Consider the following 21,140-nt stretch of genomic DNA (forward strand, 5'->3'; position numbering starts at 1 on the left):
TCAGTCAATACATCAATGACTGAACCACCGCATTCGCGAGCAAGCCCGCTCCCACATTAGCCCGCGCCTGTATTGGGGCAGGCGATTATTCGCCGATGACGGCTTTGTAGCCGGCGGCATCCAGCAACTTGTCCAAGTCGGCCTTGTCGCTTGGCTTGAGCTTGAAGATCCAGGCGCCGTACGGGTCCGAGTTCAGCAGCTCAGGGCTGCCACTCAGCTCTTCGTTGACAGCAATCACTTCGCCGGCAACCGGCGAGTAGATATCCGAGGCTGCTTTCACCGACTCAACCACACCCGCCTGGCCTTGCGCTTCAAAATGGGCACCCACTTCTGCCAATTCAACAAACACCACATCACCCAAAGCTTCCTGTGCATGGTCGGAGATCCCGACGGTCACGGTGCCGTCAGCTTCCAGACGGGCCCATTCGTGACTTTCGGCAAAACGCAGGTCGGCAGGGATATTGCTCATAGTCTGTGTCCTCAAGATGAAATGTCAGCGGCCTTCGGCCTGCCGGAATTGGTTAGATCAAGGTTTTGCCATGGCGCACGAAGGTCGGCTTGACCACTCGAACCGGATACCACTTGCCGCGGATTTCCACTTCGGCCCGGTCGGCAGTCGCCGTCGGCACACGCGCCAGCGCAATGGATTTGCTTAGCGTAGGCGAGAAACTACCACTGGTGATCTCTCCTTCGCCAACATTGGCGATACGAACCACTTGGTGAGCGCGCAGCACACCCCGTTCTTCGAGGACGAGCCCCACCAGTTTGAACTGCACGCCGGCTGCTTTTTCTGCTTCCAGCGCGGCGCGGCCAATGAAGTTACGCTCCACAGGTTCCCAGGCGATGCTCCAAGCCATGTTGGCCGCCAGCGGTGAGACGGCCTGGTGAATATCCTGGCCATACAGGTTCATGCCGGCCTCCAGGCGCAAGGTGTCGCGCGCACCGAGGCCGATGGGAGAAATGCCAGCGCCTACCAGGTCGTTGAAAAAGCCTGGAGCCTGATCGGCCGGCAGCACGATTTCGAGGCCGTCTTCGCCGGTATAGCCGGTGCGGGCGATATACCAGTCGCCGTCGGCCCGGCCTTCGAACGGTTTGAGCTGATGGATCAGGATGCCACGGGACTGGGTCACCAGTTCGGCGATTTTCTGCCGGGCGTGGGGGCCTTGGATGGCGAGCATGGCCAACTCGGAGCGCTCATGCAGGTGCACTGAGTAGCTGCCCAGTTGCGCCTGCATCCAGGCCATGTCCTGATCGCGCGTGGCGGCGTTGACCACCAGGCGGTAACCGGTTTCGGTGCGGTAGACGATCATGTCATCCACCACCCCGCCCTGCTCGTTGAGCATGGCGCTGTACAACGCTCGGCCACAGCCGTGCAGTCGGTCGACATCATTGGCCAGCAGGTACTGGAGCCATTCCTTGGCCTGGGGGCCGGTGACATCGATCACGGTCATATGAGATACATCGAAGACCCCGCAGTCGCGTCGCACCTGATGGTGTTCTTCAACTTGCGAGCCGTAATGCAAAGGCATATCCCAACCGCCAAAATCGACCATTTTCGCGCCTAGGGCGAGATGCAGGTCATACAGAGGCGTACGCTGTCCCATGGGTTTCTCCTTCCGGGCTTGGCGAAGGCGCGCAGAGCTGCCACTTGCGCCGAACACCTTGTATTACAAGGCCCGCAGCCACATACAGCAGGTCGATCCGAAAGACGGAGCGCACCGAATGCCGCGCATTGTAGCCTCAAGCCGTAGGACTGGCACCTAACCGATTTGCCGAGCCGAGCGGCGGATCAGCCCGATGACCGGCAACAAGCCGACCAGCACAAGGGTCAGCGCCGGCAAAGACGCCCGCGCCCATTCGCCTTCACTGGTCATTTCAAAGATCCGCACCGCCAGGGTGTCCCAGCCAAACGGGCGCATCAGCAAGGTGGCCGGCATTTCCTTGAGCACATCCACGAACACTAGAAGCGCTGCGCTCAACGCGCCCGGCAGCAATAACGGCAGATACACTTTGCAAAACAGTCGTGGGCCGCTCACCCCAAGGCTGCGTGCCGCTTCGGGCAAAGACGGACGGATGCGCGCCAGGCTGTTTTCCAGCGGCCCGTAGGCCACCGCCAGGAACCGTACCAGGTACGCCAGCACCAGTGCCGACAGGCTGCCCAACAGCAAAGGCTTGCCCGCCCCGCCCAGCCAGCCGGAGACCGGCACCACCAGCTCGCGGTCCAAGTAGCTGAACGCCAGCATGATCGACACCGCCAGCACCGAGCCCGGCAAGGCATAGCCGACATTGGCCAGGCTGATACCGGAGCGAATCGCGCGGGTCGGCGCCAGACGATTTGCAAAGGCCAGTATCAGCGCCACGCTGACCGTGATCAGCGCTGCGATCCCGCCCAGGTAGAGGGTATGCACGATCAGCCCGGTGTAACGCTCATCCAGGTCGAAGCGGCCACGCTGCCAGAACCACGCCACCAGTTGCAGCATCGGAATCACGAATGCACAGGCGAAAACCAGACCGCACCAAGCGCTGGCCGCCACGGCCTTGAATCCGCGCAAGTGGTACAACGCCTTGCCCCGTGGGCGCTCATTGCTCGGTCGGCTGGCCCCGCGCGCGCGTCGCTCGCCATACAGCACCAGCATCACTACCAGCAGCAGCAGGCTGGCCAGTTGCGCGGCGCTGGACAGGCTGAAAAAGCCGTACCAGGTTTTATAGATAGCGGTGGTGAAGGTGTCGAAATTGAACACCGAGACCGCGCCAAAATCCGCCAGCGTCTCCATCAACGCCAGGGCCACACCGGCACCAATCGCTGGCCGCGCCATTGGTAACGCCACGCGCCAGAACGCTTGCCATGGCGATTGCCCCAGTACCCGCGCCGCTTCCATCAAGCCTTTGCCCTGGGCCAGGAACGCGCTACGCGCCAGCAGGTAGACATAGGGATAGAACACCATCACCAGCACGATGACCACGCCGCTGGTGGAGCGCACCCGCGGCAAACGCAGCCCGGTGCCGAACCACTCGCGCAGCAGGGTTTGCACCGGCCCGGCAAAATCCAGCAGGCCCACGAACACGAAGGCCAGCACATAGGCAGGGATTGCAAAGGGCAACATCAATGCCCAATCGAGCCAGCGCCGCCCGGGGAATTCGCACAGGCTGGTCAGCCAGGCCAGGCTGACGCCCAGCAGCGTCACGCCCAGGCCGACACCGAACACCAGGGTCAAGGTGTTGCCCAGCAAGCGGGGCATCTGAGTGTCCCAGAGGTGCGCCCAGATCTGTGGGTCGATGCTTTGCCAGGACAGCAGCAGCACGCTCAGCGGCAACAGCACCAGGGCGGCGACGCTGAAAACCGGCAGGTACCAGCGACGTTGGGCGGGGTGGGCCAAGGAAAAGCTCTCAGAAAAATAAAGATGTTGAAGCGGCCACTAACCAATGTGGGAGCTGGCTTGCCTGCGATACAAGCACCTCGGTGTATCAGTGATACCGAAGTGATGCAATCGCGGGCAAGCCAGCTCCCACAGTTAAGCGGCGCAGCTTCAGTTCCAGCCAGCGCGATCCATCAGGCGAATCGCCTCGGCCTGGCGCTTGCCTGCCACCTCCACTGGCAAGGTATCGGCCACGAACTTGCCCCAGGTCGCCACTTCCGCCGATGGCGGTACCGCCGGGTTGGCCGGGAATTCCTGGTTGACGTCGGCGAAGATCTGCTGTGCCTCAGGCGTGGTCATCCACTCCACCAGCGCCTTGGCCGCTTCCGGGTGCGGCGCGTGCTGGGTCAGGCCGATGCCGGAGAGGTTCACGTGCACACCGCGATCGCCCTGGTTCGGCCAGAACAACTTCACGGCCAGGTCTGGCTTCTGCTTGTGCAGGCGACCGTAGTAATAGGTATTGACGATACCCACGTCGCATTGCCCGGCGTTGATGGCCTCCAGCACGGCGATGTCATCGGAGAACACGTCGGTGGATAGGTTATTCACCCAACCCTTGATGATTTCTTCGGTCTTGGCCGCGCCATGGGTTTCGATCAACGTGGCGGTCAGCGACTGGTTGTAGACTTTTTTCGCCGTGCGCAAGCACAGACGGCCTTCCCACTGCTTGTCGGCCAGGGCTTCGTAGGTGGTCAGGTCGCCCGGCTTTACCCGGTCGGTGGAGTAGGCGATCGTCCGCGCACGCAGGCTCAAACCGGTCCAGGCGTGGGCCGATGAGCGATATTGCAGAGGAATGTTCTTGTCGATGACAGGCGAGGTGAAGGGTTGCAGGATGCCCATCTGTTCGGCCTGCCAGAGGTTGCCGGCGTCAACGGTGAGCAGCAGGTCGGCAGTGGCGTTCTCGCCCTCGGCCTTGATGCGCTGCATCAACGGCGCTTCCTTGTCAGTGATGAACTTGACCTGCACGCCGGTCTTTTTGGTGTAGGCGTCGAATACGGGCTTGATCAGCTCGTCGATACGCGAGGAGTAGACCACGACTTCGTCGGCCGCCTGCACGGTGGTGCTGCCGATCAGGGTGAGTGCCAGGGCAGTCAGGAGGCGCTTGGGTGCCAACATGGGTGCGGTCTCTCATTTGCAAATGGAGGGCAAATGATAAGGACTCACATTTGGTAACGCTCGGCGGAGGCGTTACCAGATGTTGCAGGTGCTTTTATTCGCCTTTTGTGGGAGCGGGCTTGCTCGCGAAAGCGGAGTGTCAGTTATAGAAATATCAACTGACCCACTGCATTCGCGAGCAAGCCCGCTCCCACACAAGCCCGAACGGACGCATTTCAGTTCAGGGTTTAGCGAGTTCGGGGAGATCGCCCGTCAATCCGAGTGCCTGGCGCACAAACACGGCTTTGGCTTCGGGCATCTGGTCGACGATTTTCAGGCCTGCATTGCGCAGCCAGCGCAATGGCAGCTGATCGGCCTGGAATAACCGTTCAAAGCCTTCCATCGCCGCCATCAGCGCCAGGTTGTGGGGCATACGCCGCCGCTCGTAACGGCTCAACACCTTTACATCCGCCAGGCGCTCACCGCGCTCGGTCGCTGCCAACAACACCTCGGCCAGCACCGCCGCATCAAGAAAGCCCAGGTTAACGCCCTGCCCCGCCAACGGGTGAATCACGTGGGCAGCATCGCCGATCAGCGCCAGGCCCTCGGCCACGTAGCGTTTGGCATGGCGCTGGCGCAACGGCACGCAAATGCGGGGGTCAGCGCTGATCACAGTGCCCAGGCGCCCCTCAAAGGCACGCTCCAGTTCCCGGCAGAAGCTTTCATCATCCAGCGCCATCAAGCGCTCGGATTCGGCGGGCGTGGTCGACCAGACAATCGAGCACCAGTCTTCCTGCCCATCGCGCACCAGCGGCAGGAACGCCAGCGGGCCGGTGTCGGTGAAGCGTTGCCACGCGGTGCGCTGGTGCGGCTGGCTGCTGCGCACGCTGGTGACGATGGCGTTATGCAGGTAATCCCATTCGCGGGTAGGTGTACCGGTCAGGCGGCGTACGGCGGAGTTGGCACCGTCGGCGGCCACCACCAGCGGTGCACGCAGCTTGCGGCCGTCGGCCAGGGTCAGCAACCAGTCATCGCCAGAGCGGCGCATCTGTTCCAGGCGTGCGTTGGCGAGCAGGCCGAGGTCGCAGTCATGCAGACGATCGAGCAAGGCATCCTGCACCACGCGGTTTTCGACGATATGCCCAAGCACCTCGGCATGCACACTGGCCGCCGAAAAGTGGATCTGCCCGGTGCCGCTGCCGTCCCATACCTGCATTTCGCCGTAGGGGCTGGCACGACGCGAGACGATGCCGTCCCACACGCCCAGGCGCTCAAGAATGCGCTGGCTGGCCGCCGACAACGCGCTCACCCGCGGTTCAAACGCCGCAGCCGGCTCAAACGGCTTGACGCTCAATGGGCTGCCGTCGAGCAGCAGCACCTGCAGGCCACTGCCCTGCAACGCCAGCGCCAGGGCGCTTCCGACCATTCCAGCCCCGACAATCAGCACATCTGCGCGCATGTCCATATTCAAGCCTTGTCTCGTGTGCGGCACAGGCCGCAAGTAAAGGTGTGGTCCGCTTCAAACATCGGAACGCGTGCCCAAGCCCATGGCCTGACGGGCGAACCAGCGTTTGGCCGGGGGCAACAGGTCGAGGCCGAGCAAGCCCATATTGCGGCCCAGCGCCACCAACGGCTGAGCACTGCCGAACAGGCGCGTGACCTGGTCGGAGAAGCCTACGGTGAGTTGCTGGTCCAGGCGCTGACGCTCGCGATAGCCTTGCAACGTCGCCAAGTCACCCGGCACCGCCGGCCCGGCCAACAGCGCTTCGGCCAAGGCACTGGCATCGCGCAGGGACAGGTTGAACCCCTGCCCGGCAATCGGGTGCAGGCTGTGGGCGGCATTGCCGAGAACGGCCAGGTGCGAGCGCACTTGTTCTTCGGCTTCCACCAGGGTCAACGGGTACAGGTGGCGGGCGCCCACTTGCTTGAGGGTGCCCAGGCGATACCCGAACACACCCTGCAACTCGCTCAGGAAGCTACGTTCGTCAAGGTTGGCCAGGCGCTGGGCGTCCATGCCGATGCGGGTCCAGACCAGCGCGCAACGGTTGTCCGGCAGCGGCAGCAAGGCCATGGGGCCTTCATCGGTAAAGCGCTCGAACGCCTCGCCATTGTGGGCTTCGCTCGGGGTGATGTTGGCGATCAGCGCGCTCTGGTTGTAGGGCCGGGTTTTCACGCCAATGCCCAGTTGCTCACGCAAGCCGGAGCGGCCGCCATCAGCCAATACGGCAAGGTCGCATTCCAGCACGGTTTCATCGTTGAGGGTCAGGCGATAGCCATCGGGCAGCGGCTCCATGCGCGTGACTTCCGCCGGGCAGCGCCAGCTCACCACGTCCTTGTCCAAGCCTTGCCACAGGCATTGGCCGAGCCAGGCGTTTTCCACCACATAACCCAGGGCCGGCACACCCTCCTCCATCGCGGACAAGCGCGCGGTGGAGAAACGCCCACGGTCCGATACATGGATCTGCTTGATCGGCTCGGCGCGCCGGGAAATGGCTTGCCACAGGCCCAGCCGCTGGTAAATCTGGCGTGCGCCAAACGACAGCGCAGAAGAGCGCGCATCGTAGCTCGGCTGGTAGCTGTCGCCCGGTGCAAAGGGTTCGATCAGCACGATCTTCCAACCCCGCGCCTTGGCCCCGGCTTGCAATGCCAGGGCCAGGCTGGCGCCCACCAGGCCACCGCCGATAATCGCCAGGTTGACCCGGCTCATCGGGCAGCCGCCATCAACGCTTCGATCTCGGCAACGGTCTTGGGCACACCGCCGGTCAGGATTTCACAGCCTTGCTTGGTCACTACCACGTCGTCCTCGATGCGCACGCCAATGCCGCGCCATTTCTTTGCCACGTTCTGGTTGTCCGGGGAAATATAGATGCCCGGCTCCACGGTCAAGGCCATGCCCACTTCCAGCACGCGCCATTCACCGCCCACTTTGTACTCGCCCACATCATGCACATCCATGCCCAGCCAGTGGCCGGCACGGTGCATGTAAAAGGCGCGGTAGGCTTCGCTGGCGATCAGTTCGTCAACGTCACCTTGCAACAACCCCAACTTCACCAGGCCGGCGGTGATGACCTGCACGGTCGCCTCGTGGGCCTGGTTCCAATGTTTGTTCGGCGCGATCTGCTTGAAGGCGGCTTCCTGGGAGGCCAGCACAATCTCGTAGATCGCCTTTTGCTCGGGCGAAAACTTGCCATTGACCGGCCAGGTACGGGTGATGTCGCTGGCGTAGCAATCGATCTCGCACCCGGCGTCGATCAGCACCAGATCGCCGTCCTTGAGCACCGCGTCATTCTGCTGGTAATGCAGGATGCAGCTGTTGCGCCCGGCGGCGACGATGGAGCCATAGGCGGGCATTTTCGCGCCGCCCTTGCGGAACTCGTAATCCAGTTCGGCTTCCAGGCTGAACTCATGTAAACCGGCACGACTGGCCTGCATCGCCCGCACATGAGCCACACAGGAAATTCGCGCCGCCTCGCGCATCACCCTCACTTCTGCCGCCGATTTATACAGGCGCATATCGTGAAGCAAATGATCCAGGGCAACGAATTCGTTCGGCGGCTGGGCGCCCAGGTGCGCTTTGGAACGGATCACGTTGATCCACTCCATCACATGCCGGTCGAACTCGGCATTGCTGCCCATGGCCGAGTACACGCGGTCGCGACCTTCGATCAGGCCGGGCAGGATGTCGTCAATATCGGTAATGGGGAATGCGTCGTCAGCGCCAAAGTCGCGGATCGCGCCCTCGGTGCCGGCACGCAGGCCGTCCCACAATTCGCGCTCGGCATTGCGCTCGCGGCAGAACAGCACGTACTCGCCGTGCTGGCGACCGGGCATCAGCACGATCACCGCTTCGGGCTCGGGGAAACCGCTCAGGTACTGGAAATCGCTGTCCTGGCGGTAGACATGTTCGACATCGCGGTTGCGAATGGCCACGGCGGCGGCCGGCAGGATCGCGATGCTGTTGGGTTCCATCTGCGCCATGAGCGCCTTGCGACGCCGGGTGTATTCCGCTTTGGGGATATGGATCATGGGCAGATGGGTGTCCTTTCTCAGTGCAGCGACGGCTTGGGTGCGACGGGCTCAGCGGACTTGCGGGTCTCGGTGAACAGCAGCAGCGGCGCGACACGCAGGTATTCCATGACTTCCATGTAGTCGCCTTCGCCGTCTTCGGATTCTTCCAGGGCATCTTGCACCTGGGAGATGGCCGCCAGGTCCTGCAGCACTTCCTTGGCGTCGGTGCTCAGCTCCAGGCCGCCGGCATTCACGCCGAAACCATGGAGGAAACCCTGGCACCATTGGCCCAGCGCGGCAGCGCGATCAGCCAGCGGGGCGTCGTCGGTGGGCAGCAGCAGGACCACGGTGACGTCATCACCGGTCAGCTCGCCCTTGACCATTTCTTGCAGGCCGATCAATGCGTTGCGCACATTGTCGGTGGGTTCGGTTTCCAGCAGCTCGGCCACATCGGCCAACCAGGTGTCGGCATCAAAGCCGACACCGGTGCAACTGCGGCCCAACAGCACGCCGTGCAGTTCAGCAGGCGAGCATGGATGGCCGCTGGCGCTCAGCAGTTTGGAAAAAGCATCGTACGGGGAGTTCTGAATGGGCATGGTGAGCTAGGCGCCAGACGGCGCAATGTCTAGAATGGAGCGCTGTATCCTAGCACCGGCAGACGCACCAAGACTATCGAGGGCGTCAGATCGTTTATCCTGCAGTTGCCATTCATCAGACAAATCCAGTGGAACCCAATGGAAGACACCGACCTGCAAGCGCTGATGGCCAGACTCGAACTGCTAATTGATCGGGTCGAGCAACTTAAGAGTCAAAACGGACTCCTATTAGCTCAGGAAAAGACCTGGCGCGAGGAACGCGCTCACCTCATTGAAAAAAACGAAATCGCCCGGCGTAAGGTCGAATCGATGATTTCGCGCCTGAAGGCCCTGGAGCAAGACTCATGAGTTCAAGCAATAGCGTTACCGTGCAGATCCTCGACAAAGAATATTCGATCATCTGCCCTCAGGAAGAACGCAGCAACCTGGTGAGCGCTGCCCGCTACCTGGATGGCAAGATGCGCGAAATCCGCAGCAGCGGCAAAGTGATCGGCGCCGACCGCATCGCCGTGATGGCCGCGCTGAATATTACCCACGACCTGCTGCATAAGCAGGAGCGCCCTGACGTACAGGCCAGCGGCTCGACGCGCGAGCAGGTGCGTGACCTGCTCGATCGCGTGGATCTGGTGCTTTCCACCGATTCAGACACACCCAAGGGCTGATTGCCGAGCGGGTTTAAGGTATACTCGCCCCACTCCCTGGCGTGTTTGCCAGTCGGCGATGTCCCTGAGCCGATTCGCACTACCCTGGAAGTTGCACGTTGGGCTGGTGTGCATGTCCGCTAGACGGAAAGCCTTAAAGCCTACTGCTTCTTCCACCTTGAACTTTCGGGTTCAAGGGCTAAGTCGACAGCGGCTCTGTCGGGGAGCCTGAATTCCCAAACTCAATGCCAGTCCCCGGACTGGCATTGTTTTATGAGCCGAAATCATGACCGAACCTGCGCCGCTATCTCGTCCGCACCTTCGACGCATGTTGCGCAAGGCCCGCCGCGCCCTCACGCCAAGCGAGCAGCGCCAGGCCGCTCACGGCCTGTACCGGCAACTGGCACAGCACCCGCTGTTTCGCCGGGCCAAACATATCTCTTTATATCTGCCCACGGACGGTGAAATCGATCCGCGCCTGCTGCTGCGTGCAGCCCAGCGCCGCGGCAAAGCCACTTACCTGCCGGTGCTCAGCGCCTGGCCGCGCACCAAGATGGTGTTCCAGCGCGTACGCCCTGGGGATAAGTTGCTGCCCAACCGCTTTCGCATCCTTGAACCACGGGTCAATGCCCATCGCCAACGCCAAGTCTGGGCGCTGGACCTGGTGTTGTTGCCGTTGGTGGGGTTCGATGATGTGGGTGGGCGCCTGGGCATGGGCGGCGGGTTTTACGACCGCAGCCTGGCCTATCTTTCTCGGCGCCAGAGCTGGCGCAAGCCAACGCTGCTAGGGCTGGCCCATGAATGCCAGAAAGTCGAACGCCTGGCGCAGGCCAGCTGGGATGTGCCGTTGGCGGGGACGGTCACCGATAAGCAGTGGTATGTCGCACAAACGCCGCTGGAAACAGCGGCGCCTTAGTGAATGCTTGAGTTAACGCTTGAACGGTTGTGGCTGCTGCTGAGCCAGTTCAACCGGTGCATCGGTCTTGTTCGACCACAGGCTTTGGGCATAACCGGTGGTCACGACGCCCAGACCAAACAAAATAACCAAAATCCATAGTAAATCCGGCTTACGTTGCATCGATTGCCCCCCTTTCAGGCACCTCGTACACGATGACAACAACGTTCCAAAGTAGTCCGTTGCAGCTGCGTCAAGCTTAAAAGCGCGCATTCTGCGGTAACGTGAACCAACACGCAAACCTTGACGCCAACCGACTGTCGGTTTGTCATGCAATTGCCCGACAACTTGCCCAATGCCTTTTTCAGGAGCCCCAAAATGGCCTACTGGCTGATGAAATCCGAGCCCGACGAACTCTCCATCAACGGCCTGGAAAAGCTCGGCGAAGCGCGCTGGGACGGCGTACGCAACTATCAGGCCCGCAACTTTTTGCGCGCTATGGCCGTGGGCGACGAATTTTTCTTCTACCACTCCAGTTGCCCGGAGCCAGGGATTGCCGGCATCGGCAAAATCATTCAGGCCGCCTACCCGGACCCCACTGCGCTGGAACCAGAAAGCCACTATTTCGACGCCAAGGCCACGCCGGAGAAAAACCCGTGGAGTGCGATCGATGTCGCCCATGTGCAGACCTTCCCCAAGGTGCTGGGCCTGGGCTATCTAAAGCAACAAACCGCACTGGCTGAAATGCCGCTGGTGCAGAAGGGCAGCCGGCTTTCTGTCATGGCGGTCACACCGGAGCAGTGGGCAGCGGTCCTTCATCTGCTTTAACTGGCCCCGGCTTCTTGTAGGAGCGAGCTTGCTCGCTCCTACTGGATGATCAGGTTGTTGAACAGCAGGTCTTCCACCACCGGCTTGCCGGTTTCATCGTTCATCACCTGCTGCGTTTGCTTCAACGCCTCTTGGCGCAGCTTTTCCTTGCCTTCCACACTGCTCATGGTCTCGTTGGTCTGCTGGGTAAACAGCGCCACCAGTTGGTTACGAATCAACGGATCGTTAGCCTTGACCAACTTCGCCGCTTCATCACCGGTCACGCGCAGCGCAATGTCGGCCTTGTAGACCTTGAGCTTGGCGGTGCCATCCAGGCCGTAATTGCCCACGAACGGCGGGCTCAGGCTGATATAGCTGACCTTCGGCGCCTCGCCCTCTTTGGCCTCTTCGGCCTGGGCTGCCATCGGCAAGGTCAGGGCCAGCATCAACAGGATCCACGCTTTCACAGTTCATTCCTCGAATTCGGTTGCCGGGTAGCATAACGCTAGCAAGGCTGAGCACAAGCTTATGGGGGCTTATCAGGCGTGGGCATGCTCGTTGACCCACGGGCGTACCCTCCTACACTTATCGGCCACGACGCCAAAAGGAATAGTCCGATGAAAGCTGTGCTGTGCAAAGCCTTCGGCCCCGCCGAAACCCTGGTGCTGGAAGAGATCGCCAGCCCGGCGATCAAGAAGAACGAAATCCTGTTGGACGTGCATGCGGCCGGGGTGAATTTCCCGGACACGCTGATCATCGAAGGCAAATACCAGTTCAAGCCGCCCTTTCCGTTCTCACCCGGTGGCGAAGCGGCAGGCGTGGTCAGCGAGGTGGGTGAGAAAGTCAGCCACCTGAAAGTCGGCGACCGCGTGATGGCCCTGACCGGCTGGGGCAGCTTTGCCGAGCAGGTCGCGGTGCCCGGCTATAACGTGCTGCCGATCCCGCCGAGCATGGATTTCAACACCGCCGCCGCCTTCAGCATGACCTACGGCACCTCCATGCATGCGCTGAAACAACGCGCCAACCTGCAACCCGGCGAGACCCTGCTGGTGCTTGGCGCGTCCGGCGGCGTGGGCCTAGCTGCGGTAGAGATTGGCAAGGCCATGGGCGCCCGGGTGATTGCTGCTGCCAGCAGCGCCGATAAACTTGCAGTGGCCAAGGCCGCCGGCGCCGATGAGCTGATCAACTACAGCGAAGCCAGCCTCAAGGATGAGGTCAAGCGCCTGACCGATGGCAACGGCGCCGATGTTATCTACGACCCAGTGGGTGGTGACCTGTTTGACCAGGCCATTCGTTCGATCGCCTGGAACGGTCGGCTGTTGGTGGTAGGTTTCGCCAGCGGGCGTATTCCTGAACTGCCGGTGAACCTGGCGTTGCTCAAGGGCGCAGCGGTGGTCGGGGTGTTCTGGGGCTCGTTTGCCCAACGCCAGCCACAGGACAATGCGGCGAATTTCCAGCAATTATTCACCTGGTATGGCGAGGGCAAGCTCAAGCCTTTGGTGTCGCAGGTGTATCCGCTGGAACAGGCGGCACAGGCGATCAATGACCTGGGACAGCGCAAGGCGGTGGGTAAAATAGTTGTCCAAACCCGATAACACACCTGAAATGCAATCCATGTGGGAGCTGGCTTGCCTGCGATAGCGGTGGGTCAGCTGCTACAAATGAACCTGAAAGACCGCCATCGCAGGCAGGCCAGCTCCCACAGTGGTTACTCAGTGGTCTTAGGACCTAATCACGCACACAACTTATCTATTAGCGACATGTTCGTAAAAGAACATGCAATTGCTCGTGTTTCCTGTGTTTGCGGATAAGAGGCGATGCTATTTTCGGTAACGAAACTGTAACATTCGCATCCGCAGTCAAAACAAGAAATTTGGAGCTCTTGAATGTTTGCTTTCTTTCGACCTGCCGCACACCAGGCGCCCCTGCCTGAAGAAAAAATAGACAGTACCTACCGACGACTGCGCTGGCAGATCTTCGCGGGTATTTTCTTTGGTTACGCCGGCTACTACCTGCTGCGTAAAAACTTCTCCCTAGCCATGCCTTATCTGATCGACGAGGGTTACACCCGTGGCGAACTGGGCCTGGCGATGTCGGCGATTGCGATTGCCTACGGCTTGTCCAAATTCCTGATGGGCCTGGTGTCCGACCGCTCCAACCCACGCTATTTCCTGCCCTTCGGCCTGCTGGTTTCGGCGGGGGTGATGTTCATTTTCGGTTTCGCACCTTGGGCAACGTCCAGCGTGACCATGATGTTCATTTTGCTGTTCATCAACGGCTGGGCCCAGGGCATGGGCTGGCCGCCAAGTGGGCGGACCATGGTGCACTGGTGGTCGCAGAAAGAACGCGGCGGCGTGGTGTCCGTGTGGAACGTTGCGCATAACGTCGGCGGTGGCTTGATCGGCCCGCTGTTCCTGCTGGGCATGGCGTGGTTCAACGACTGGCATGCAGCGTTCTACGTGCCGGCCACCGTGGCCCTGGCAGTGGCGGCGTTTGCCTTCATCACCATGCGCGACACCCCGCAATCGGTGGGCCTGCCGCCTATCGAGAAATACAAGAACGACTACCCAGAAGGCTACGACGCCAGCCACGAAGACGAATTCAGCGCCAAGGAAATCTTCGTCAAATACGTGCTGCGCAACAAAATGCTCTGGTACATCGCCTTCGCCAACGTGTTTGTCTATCTGCTGCGTTATGGCGTACTGGACTGGGCGCCCACCTATTTGAAAGAAGCCAAGCACTTCACGGTCGATAAGTCGTCCTGGGCGTACTTCTTCTACGAGTGGGCGGGTATTCCGGGCACGCTGCTGTGCGGCTGGATGTCGGACAAGATCTTCCGTGGCAACCGCGGCCTGACCGGCATCGTGTTCATGGCCCTGGTAACAGTGGCAACCCTGGTTTACTGGCTCAACCCGCCGGGCAACCCGATGATCGACATGATTGCGCTGTTCTCCATCGGCTTCCTGATCTACGGCCCGGTGATGCTGATCGGCCTGCAGGCGCTGGAGCTGGCACCGAAGAAAGCCGCCGGCACCGCAGCAGGCTTCACCGGCTTGTTCGGTTACCTGGGCGGTTCGGTAGCGGCCAGTGCGGCCATGGGCTACACAGTTGACCACTTCGGCTGGGACGGTGGTTTCGTACTGCTGATTGGCGCCTGCGTACTGGCGATCGCGTTCCTGATCCCTACGCTGTGGCACACCAATAGTGTCAGCTCGGCGCGCTAACCGCCCGGGCAATCCTTGGCACAACGCTTGAGCCGCGCCTCCAGGTTTTTATCTGGCATGGCGTGGCTACGCAGGGCGTTCACGGTCTGCTCGACATAATCGCGAGTGGTGCCGTAACGCCCGCAAGCGCTTTGCAGTACATGGTTAAGCACGATATCGGGCAAGTTGCCGGCATAGCTGGGCAAATGCCGCTCCAACACAAACCCCAACGCCTGCACGGTACTGCCATCTTGCAATCGGCAGCTGAGCCAGTGCGGCCGGTAAGAGGGGTAAGGCATCTCGCGCTGCCACAGAGCATACAGCGAGGCCTCCAACTGGTCTTCCGGCAAACGGTAAGCAAACCCGCTGCAGGAACCCCCGCGATCCAGCCCGAACACCAAACCCGGCAACTCCGGCGTACCCCGATGCTCATGGGACCACAGGTACAAGCCCCGGTGATAACCGTGGACCCGCGCCCGTACGCGTTCGGTGGATGAACATTCAGGGCGCCAGATCAGCGAACCATAAGCAAATAGCCACACCGGCCCACCCTTATGCCGAGCCATGGTGGCTTGCATCGAGCTCATTAACTGTTCGTGGGTGAGTTGCGGCCCAAGATCGAGTCGCGGAGGGTAAGCCAATTGCAGAAGATCGGTTTCAATGACGGTCATGGCGAAATGCGGTGCGCCTCCTGTGTGTTACCAGCTGTAAGCGACTTTACCGTAATAAAACGCAGCGCTGTAACCGTACGGCGAAAAAGTCCCACTGGGCATAATCAACGCCCACCACTCGTCAGGATTTGCACGGTTAATCCCGCTACTGTCAGCCCCGGTTCAGCCTGGGCGGGCGCCAAGCCGTCAAAATAGCGCGCACACAACGACCCACTTAGCCGTTCATCACATCGACTATCGAGGTCGCCCCATGAAAAAATTTCGATTGCCTGGGCTGTTGTTACTGGCCCAAGCCACCACCGCTCTGGCGAGCGAAACCCCACCTGCCAACGACGACAAAGGCTTCTGGTACGCCCAGACCAGCGTCTACACCCGGCACTTCGCACCCGACCCTGAGCACAACAACAAGCAGGACTTGATCGGCCTGGAACGCAACGAGGCATCGGGCCTGCTGTACGGTGGGGTGACCTTTCGTAACTCGTTCCGCCAGCGCTCGTACTACGCCTATGTGGGCAAGCGCTATGACATGGCCGACTATCCGGTGTATGCAAAATTGACCGGCGGGCTGCTCCAGGGCTATCGCGGCGAGTACCGCGACAAGATCCCGTTGAACCGATTCGGCGTGGCGCCGGTGATCATTCCATCGGTGGGCACGCATTACGGGCCAGTGGCGGCTGAGCTGGTATTGCTCGGGTTCAACGCGGCAATGGTGACGACTGGAGTGCGCTTCTGACACAGCACGGTCCCGGCTGGAAGCTGGCTTGCCTGCGATAGCGGTGTGCCAGTCATCAAATGAGGCGCTGACCCACCGCTATCGCAGCATAGGCATCTACGCAACTTTGTGGGCTGTAGCAACAGACGGTAACCACGATGCGAAGCGAGCCGCTCTTGATCTTGCTCTTGATCTGCTTGTGATCTTGATCTCAGGCGCCCCGTTAAACCACGCTGGCCGGAATTCGACAGGGATTTGGGGGGTAAACCGGCAGGGATGCCGGTTTAGCCGCCCCGCGCCATGGATGGCGCGTGGCGGCGGCCCCCCAAATCACTGGCGGATTACGGGCACACCGAGCCCAGGCGAGGTGCCGAGTGGTGGGGCAAGAGCCCTTTGGTTACTTTGGGGCTCTTTTCCAAAGTGACCCGCCGTCAGGCGGAACCCTAAGCGGCCGTTACCGCAGCAATGGATATGCACACAATCCAACCCTGTTGACTGCCAGGCCGCCTTCGCGAGCAAGCCCGCTCCCACAGTTGGATCGAGGGGTGTCAGGTAGATAGGCTTCGGCTAGCAGGCCGCCATCGCAGGCAAGCCAGCTCCCACATTAGGGCCTTGGGGCGTAGGCGAAGACGTCGGCGCGCATCCGGTGCGCATCCATGCCGGCGTTGACCAGTGCGTCCAGGGTGCCGTAGATCATCGCCGGCGAACCGCTGGCGTAGACGTGCACGCTATTGAGGTCGGCAATGTCTTCGCACACCGCCTCATGCAGCAAACCACAGCGCCCTTCCCAACCACACAGGTCGCTGACCACTTTGTGCAGGAACAGGTTGGGTAAATGCAGCCATTGATCCCAGTGCTCGATTTCGTAGAAATCTTCCGGCAGGCGCACGCCCCAGTACAGATGCACCGGGTGCTTGAAGCCTGAAGCGCGGCAATGCTCGATCAGGCTGTGCATCTGCGCCATGCCGGTGCCGGCGGCCATCAGTACCAGGGGACCGTCTGGCAGTTCAGCCAGGTGAGTGTCACCAAACGGCAGCTCGACGCGGGCCATCTGGTTACGCTGCAACTGCTCGATGAGGCTGCGCGCACTGGCTTCCCGTGCCAGTACATGCAACTCCAACTCACGCCCGGCATGGGGCGCCGAGGCCAGGGAGAACGCCGATTTCTCGCCGCTGTCCCGCTCGATCATCAGGTATTGCCCGGCGTGGTAACGCACCGCCTTGCCTGCCGGGGCGCGCAGCCGCACACGCCACACATCGCCACCCACTTGCACACACTCGGTCAATTGGCACGACAATTTGCGCAACGGCAACTCTCCCGGCGCCAGAACGCCATCCCACAACACCACGCAGTCCTCCAGCGGCTCGGCGATACAGGTGTAGAACTCACCATGATCGCGCACCTCCCCGGCTTGCTGTACGCGGCCCTCCACCAGCAACGCCGCGCAGACATGGCACACGCCATTGCGACAGGCTTGGGGGCACTCATAGCCCAGGCGGCGTGCGCCCTCGAGGATTCGCTCGCCAGGGGCCAGTTCCAGCACAGCACCGGAAGGTTGCAGGGTTACACGCATCAATCTATTCCCAATTCTTTCCAGATCGCATCGACCCGCGCCGTGACGGCTTCATCCTTGACGATCACCCGGCCCCACTCACGCGTGGTTTCGCCCGGCCATTTATGCGTGGCATCCAGGCCCATCTTTGAGCCCAGGCCCGAAACCGGCGAGGCGAAGTCGAGGTAGTCGATGGGCGTGTTGTCGATCATCACCGTGTCGCGCTTGGGGTCCATGCGCGTGGTGATAGCCCAGATCACGTCGTTCCAGTCCCGGGCATTGATGTCGTCGTCGGTGACAATAACGAACTTGGTGTACATGAACTGTCGCAAAAACGACCACACACCGAGCATTACCCGCTTGGCATGCCCCGGATACGACTTCTTCATGGTCACGATGGCCATGCGGTACGAACAGCCCTCGGGCGGCAGGTAGAAGTCGGTGATCTCCGGGAATTGCTTTTGCAGGATCGGCACGAACACTTCGTTGAGCGCCACGCCGAGGATGGCCGGCTCATCGGGCGGACGGCCCGTGTAGGTACTGTGATAGATCGGCTTGACCCGATGGGTGATGCGCTCGACGGTGAACACCGGGAAGCTGTCGACTTCGTTGTAGTACCCGGTGTGGTCGCCATACGGGCCTTCATCGGCCATTTCACCTGGGTGAATCACGCCTTCAAGAATGATCTCGGCGGTGGCCGGCACTTGCAGGTCATTACCGCGGCACTTCACCAGCTCCGTGCGATTACCGCGCAACAAGCCGGCGAAGGCGTACTCGGAGAGGCTGTCAGGTACGGGTGTCACTGCGCCGAGGATGGTCGCAGGGTCAGCACCCAGGGCTACGGAAACGGGGAACGGCTTGCCGGGATGCTTCTCGCACCACTCGCGGAAGTCGAGGGCGCCGCCGCGGTGGCTCAGCCAGCGCATGATCACTTTGTTACGACCAATGACTTGCTGACGGTAGATACCGAGGTTCTGGCGGTCCTTGTTCGGGCCTTTGGTGACGGTCAGGCCCCAGGTGATCAACGGGCCGACGTCGCCGGGCCAGCAGGTTTGCACCGGGAGCATGGCCAGGTCGACATCATCGCCTTCAATGACCACTTCCTGGCACACCGCGTCCTTGACCACCTTGGGGGCCATGGCAATGATCTTGCGGAAGATCGGCAGCTTGGACCAGGCGTCCTTCAAGCCCTTGGGCGGCTCGGGCTCCTTGAGAAAGGCCAGCAGCTTGCCGATCTCGCGCAGCTCGCTGACGGACTCGGCGCCCATGCCAAAGGCCACGCGCTCGGGAGTGCCGAACAGGTTGCCCAGCACCGGGATATCAAAGCCGGTCGGGTTTTCGAACAACAGCGCCGGGCCCTTGTTGCGCAAGGTACGGTCGCAAATCTCAGTCATTTCCAGCACCGGAGAAATCGGCATCTGGATACGTTTCAACTCTCCGCGCTGCTCAAGTTGCTGCACGAAATCCCGAAGATCCTTGAATTTCATTAACCATGCCACCCGTAAAATAGGCGTACATCCTACCTGCTCTGAGGGCGGCTGGCAGCTTAATTGGCCGTCAAACCGCGTGATTGCAAAGAACTGAACAACGGCTCCAGGAAGGCTTCGATGTGTCGCGCGCCGACGTCTGAAAGGTGATTATCGTCGGTATACAGCGCGCGGCCATTGAGTTCGACCCGGCACAACCCATCGGCGCCGCACAGCAATGGCGCGGGGTCCAGCACCGCGACACCCCTGTCAGCAGCCGCCAACTCATCAAACAATTGCGTGATAAAGGCCTGGCGTTTCACATGCTCAGCCAATGCGAGCCCTTCACCGTCCACGGGGCGGTTCATCATGGCCAGACGGCTGAGACGGTAAGGCACGATGATTTCCTGCAGCGGCACTTCCTTGACCAGCCAGACCTTGTGCCCGGCAGCGCGCAGGCCCTGGATGCGCTCGCGCAAGCCCTGGGCAAAGCGTTGTTCGGCGACGGCACGCACATACTCGCCGGTGCCAGGGTCTTTGAGCGCATGCTCCTTGTCACCGGACATTTGCCCATACACATACAGGCTCCAGCGGGCGGCCAACACCACATCGCTGAATGCCTGCTCGGCCATGGCCTTCTCGACGCGACGGTTGAAATGCGCGCAGCGGGCAATATTTTCCAGGCCATCGAGGGGAATACAGCCGGCAAAACTGGCTTCGACCAGGCTGATATCGTGGCGATCAGCGCCCTCTTTGAGTGCCGGTATCAGCGCGGTGGCGTGGCTGTCACCCCATACCAACGCTGAAACCGACTGGCCTTTGGGGCCGAAATGGCAGAACAAGCGTTCATCGGGCGTATCTTTGTCGGCCATGCACGCCAACAGGTCCGGGCTCCACTTCTTGGCCTGGGCAAAGCGCAACGCCTGTTCGGACAAGCGCGAAGGCACGCCGTCAGCTTCGCGTATCGCAAGGCCAGTGAAGCCCAGCCCCAGAATGCCGACCATGGCTGACGCCAGAATCGCCTTACGCGAAGCCAGCAAACGTTTTTCCCGGAACGGCGTTTCCACGAAGCGCCAGGACAGGTAACCCAGCACCAGCGAAAGCAGCATCAGCCCCGCCAGTTCCAGGGCGCTCAAGCCATCCACTGCGGCATAGTTGGCGTACACGAACACCGGCCAGTGCCAGAGGTACCAGGAATAAGAGATCAGCCCGATACCCACCATGATCCGCGTGCCCAACAGGCGAGCGACCCAGGTCGGTTGCTGGCCGTTGGCCCAGATCAACCCGACCACCCCCAGCACGGGCAACAACGCGGTCGCGCCTGGGAACGGGGTTTTCGCGTCGTAACCCAGTACAGCGATGAGGATCAATGCCAGGGAAGCCAGGCTGACGCCTTGGGCCAAGGCCGGCGAGGCGCGCCATTCACGCTTGGGCTGCACCGCCAGCATCGCACCGGCCAGTAGCTCCCAGGCCCGCAGATGCAACAGGAAGAAAGCTTTCTGCGGCTCATGCTGAACCGCCCAGACGCTCATGCCAAACGACACCAGCAGCACCGCGAACAATGCCAGGCGCCAGTGCTTCAAACGGCTGGAAAGCAAAGCCAGCAGCAACGGGAAGAAAATATAGAACTGCTCTTCTACCGCCAATGACCAGGTATGCAGCAACGGCTTGATGTCCGATGAGGCATCAAAGTATCCGTGCTGACGCGAGAACAACAGGTTCGAGGTAAAAGTCACCTGATAGTGCGCAGACCGCCCCAACTCTTCATAGTCCTTGGGCGCCAACAGAAACCAACCCACTGCCAGTGTCGCCGCAATCATCACAAACAGTGCCGGCAAGATACGCCGGGCGCGGCGAGCCCAGAAGTCGATGAAGCTGAAGCGTCCAGCTTGACGCTCACGCCAGATAATTGACGTAATTAGAAAGCCGGAAATGACGAAAAACACATCAACGCCAACAAAACCGCCAGTAATGCCTGGAACGCCAAAGTGAAACAACACGACTGCGAGGACAGCGATGGCACGCAGGCCGTCGATGTCTCTGCGGTAAGCAAGAGTGGTCATATGAATGTGGTCAGT

21 protein-coding genes and 1 other RNA gene are annotated in these 21,140 nt (G+C 61.0%); 8 read left to right on the forward strand and 14 right to left on the reverse strand.

Features of this window, described 5'->3' with window-relative positions:
- Nucleotides 1-85: 85 nt before the first annotated feature.
- The 8 genes from gcvH to N2A98_RS25780 form a co-directional block, all read right to left on the reverse strand.
- A complete protein-coding gene (gene gcvH / locus N2A98_RS25745; protein ID WP_047712037.1) occupies nt 86-469 on the reverse strand; it encodes a glycine cleavage system protein GcvH in 384 nt (127 codons plus the stop codon).
- 52 nt (nt 470-521) lie between these two features.
- Nucleotides 522-1,604, reverse strand: a complete 1,083-nt coding sequence (gcvT, locus tag N2A98_RS25750; protein ID WP_044269722.1) for a glycine cleavage system aminomethyltransferase GcvT — start codon at nt 1,602-1,604, stop codon at nt 522-524.
- Nucleotides 1,605-1,760: 156 nt separating this feature from the next.
- The gene (locus tag N2A98_RS25755; protein WP_044269724.1) at nt 1,761-3,377 is read right to left on the reverse strand and encodes an iron ABC transporter permease; all 1,617 of its coding nucleotides are present in this window, start codon (nt 3,375-3,377) and stop codon (nt 1,761-1,763) included.
- A 150-nt stretch (nt 3,378-3,527) separates the two neighbouring features.
- Nucleotides 3,528-4,532, reverse strand: coding sequence for an extracellular solute-binding protein (locus tag N2A98_RS25760; RefSeq protein WP_047712039.1), 1,005 nt, complete (start codon nt 4,530-4,532; stop codon nt 3,528-3,530).
- A gap of 220 nt (nt 4,533-4,752) precedes the next feature.
- The gene (locus N2A98_RS25765; protein WP_199520616.1) at nt 4,753-5,970 is read right to left on the reverse strand and encodes a 2-octaprenyl-3-methyl-6-methoxy-1,4-benzoquinol hydroxylase; all 1,218 of its coding nucleotides are present in this window, start codon (nt 5,968-5,970) and stop codon (nt 4,753-4,755) included.
- A 60-nt stretch (nt 5,971-6,030) separates the two neighbouring features.
- The gene (gene ubiH, locus N2A98_RS25770; RefSeq protein ID WP_044269730.1) at nt 6,031-7,218 is read right to left on the reverse strand and encodes a 2-octaprenyl-6-methoxyphenyl hydroxylase; all 1,188 of its coding nucleotides are present in this window, start codon (nt 7,216-7,218) and stop codon (nt 6,031-6,033) included.
- Nucleotides 7,215-8,537 carry a Xaa-Pro aminopeptidase gene (pepP, locus tag N2A98_RS25775; protein WP_044269731.1) on the reverse strand — a complete coding sequence of 441 codons (1,323 nt, stop codon included), beginning with the start codon at nt 8,535-8,537 and terminating at the stop codon, nt 7,215-7,217. The genes ubiH and pepP overlap by 4 nt, the downstream gene beginning before the upstream one ends.
- Before the next feature lie 20 nt (nt 8,538-8,557).
- Nucleotides 8,558-9,115, reverse strand: a complete 558-nt coding sequence (locus tag N2A98_RS25780; RefSeq protein WP_044269733.1) for a YecA family protein — start codon at nt 9,113-9,115, stop codon at nt 8,558-8,560.
- 138 nt (nt 9,116-9,253) lie between these two features.
- Here N2A98_RS25780 and N2A98_RS25785 point away from each other — a divergent pair, with 138 nt between their 5' ends.
- The 4 genes from N2A98_RS25785 to N2A98_RS25800 all read left to right on the forward strand — a co-directional run bounded on the left by N2A98_RS25785 (nt 9,254) and on the right by N2A98_RS25800 (nt 10,672).
- A complete protein-coding gene (locus N2A98_RS25785; RefSeq protein WP_003177365.1) occupies nt 9,254-9,463 on the forward strand; it encodes a TIGR02449 family protein in 210 nt (69 codons plus the stop codon).
- Nucleotides 9,460-9,777 carry a cell division protein ZapA gene (locus tag N2A98_RS25790; RefSeq protein ID WP_014720410.1) on the forward strand — a complete coding sequence of 106 codons (318 nt, stop codon included), beginning with the start codon at nt 9,460-9,462 and terminating at the stop codon, nt 9,775-9,777. The genes N2A98_RS25785 and N2A98_RS25790 overlap by 4 nt, the downstream gene beginning before the upstream one ends.
- Nucleotides 9,778-9,807: 30 nt before the next feature.
- Nucleotides 9,808-9,986: non-coding RNA, 6S RNA (gene ssrS, locus N2A98_RS25795), on the forward strand.
- A gap of 56 nt (nt 9,987-10,042) precedes the next feature.
- Nucleotides 10,043-10,672: a 5-formyltetrahydrofolate cyclo-ligase gene (locus N2A98_RS25800; protein ID WP_044269736.1), complete on the forward strand. Its 630-nt coding sequence runs from the start codon at nt 10,043-10,045 to the stop codon at nt 10,670-10,672.
- A gap of 12 nt (nt 10,673-10,684) precedes the next feature.
- On the opposite strand, the gene N2A98_RS25805 is transcribed toward N2A98_RS25800, so the two are convergent.
- A complete protein-coding gene (locus tag N2A98_RS25805) occupies nt 10,685-10,834 on the reverse strand; it encodes a hypothetical protein (RefSeq protein WP_010207387.1) in 150 nt (49 codons plus the stop codon).
- 195 nt (nt 10,835-11,029) lie between these two features.
- On the opposite strand from N2A98_RS25805, the gene N2A98_RS25810 reads away from it, so the two are divergent.
- Nucleotides 11,030-11,479, forward strand: coding sequence for an EVE domain-containing protein (locus N2A98_RS25810; protein ID WP_044269738.1), 450 nt, complete (start codon nt 11,030-11,032; stop codon nt 11,477-11,479).
- 38 nt (nt 11,480-11,517) lie between these two features.
- On the opposite strand, the gene N2A98_RS25815 is transcribed toward N2A98_RS25810, so the two are convergent.
- Nucleotides 11,518-11,925, reverse strand: a complete 408-nt coding sequence (locus N2A98_RS25815; protein ID WP_014720413.1) for a flagellar basal body-associated protein FliL — start codon at nt 11,923-11,925, stop codon at nt 11,518-11,520.
- Between the two features lie 150 nt (nt 11,926-12,075).
- Between N2A98_RS25815 and N2A98_RS25820 the strand changes: the two genes are divergently transcribed.
- Together N2A98_RS25820 and glpT are read left to right on the forward strand one after the other, a co-directional pair.
- Nucleotides 12,076-13,053 (forward strand): NADPH:quinone oxidoreductase family protein, encoded by a 978-nt coding sequence (locus N2A98_RS25820; RefSeq protein WP_019817790.1) that lies wholly within the window; start codon nt 12,076-12,078, stop codon nt 13,051-13,053.
- Between the two features lie 291 nt (nt 13,054-13,344).
- Complete coding sequence (gene glpT, locus N2A98_RS25825) at nt 13,345-14,682, forward strand: glycerol-3-phosphate transporter (RefSeq protein ID WP_032878817.1); 1,338 nt, start codon at nt 13,345-13,347, stop codon at nt 14,680-14,682.
- On the opposite strand, the gene N2A98_RS25830 is transcribed toward glpT, so the two are convergent.
- Nucleotides 14,679-15,332: a gamma-glutamylcyclotransferase gene (locus N2A98_RS25830; protein WP_032894602.1), complete on the reverse strand. Its 654-nt coding sequence runs from the start codon at nt 15,330-15,332 to the stop codon at nt 14,679-14,681. The two genes, glpT and N2A98_RS25830, sit on opposite strands and share 4 nt — an antisense overlap.
- A 250-nt stretch (nt 15,333-15,582) precedes the next feature.
- Between N2A98_RS25830 and N2A98_RS25835 the strand changes: the two genes are divergently transcribed.
- The gene (locus tag N2A98_RS25835; RefSeq protein WP_275622799.1) at nt 15,583-16,065 is read left to right on the forward strand and encodes a sn-glycerol-3-phosphate transporter; all 483 of its coding nucleotides are present in this window, start codon (nt 15,583-15,585) and stop codon (nt 16,063-16,065) included.
- A gap of 583 nt (nt 16,066-16,648) precedes the next feature.
- Here N2A98_RS25835 and N2A98_RS25840 read toward each other — a convergent pair.
- The 3 genes from N2A98_RS25840 to N2A98_RS25850 are packed head-to-tail and all read right to left on the reverse strand — an operon-like array spanning nt 16,649 to nt 21,125.
- Nucleotides 16,649-17,617, reverse strand: a complete 969-nt coding sequence (locus N2A98_RS25840) for a CDP-6-deoxy-delta-3,4-glucoseen reductase (protein WP_047712043.1) — start codon at nt 17,615-17,617, stop codon at nt 16,649-16,651.
- On the reverse strand, nt 17,617-19,083 hold the full coding sequence (ubiD, locus tag N2A98_RS25845) for a 4-hydroxy-3-polyprenylbenzoate decarboxylase (protein WP_003195329.1): 1,467 nt from the start codon (nt 19,081-19,083) through the stop codon (nt 17,617-17,619). The genes N2A98_RS25840 and ubiD overlap by 1 nt, the downstream gene beginning before the upstream one ends.
- Nucleotides 19,084-19,142: 59 nt before the next feature.
- A complete protein-coding gene (locus N2A98_RS25850; protein ID WP_275622800.1) occupies nt 19,143-21,125 on the reverse strand; it encodes an acyltransferase family protein in 1,983 nt (660 codons plus the stop codon).
- Nucleotides 21,126-21,140: the final 15 nt, after the last annotated feature.

Origin of the sequence: Pseudomonas sp. FJ2-5-13 (assembly GCF_029201605.1) — a bacterium.
Taxonomy (GTDB): domain Bacteria; phylum Pseudomonadota; class Gammaproteobacteria; order Pseudomonadales; family Pseudomonadaceae; genus Aquipseudomonas; species Aquipseudomonas lactis.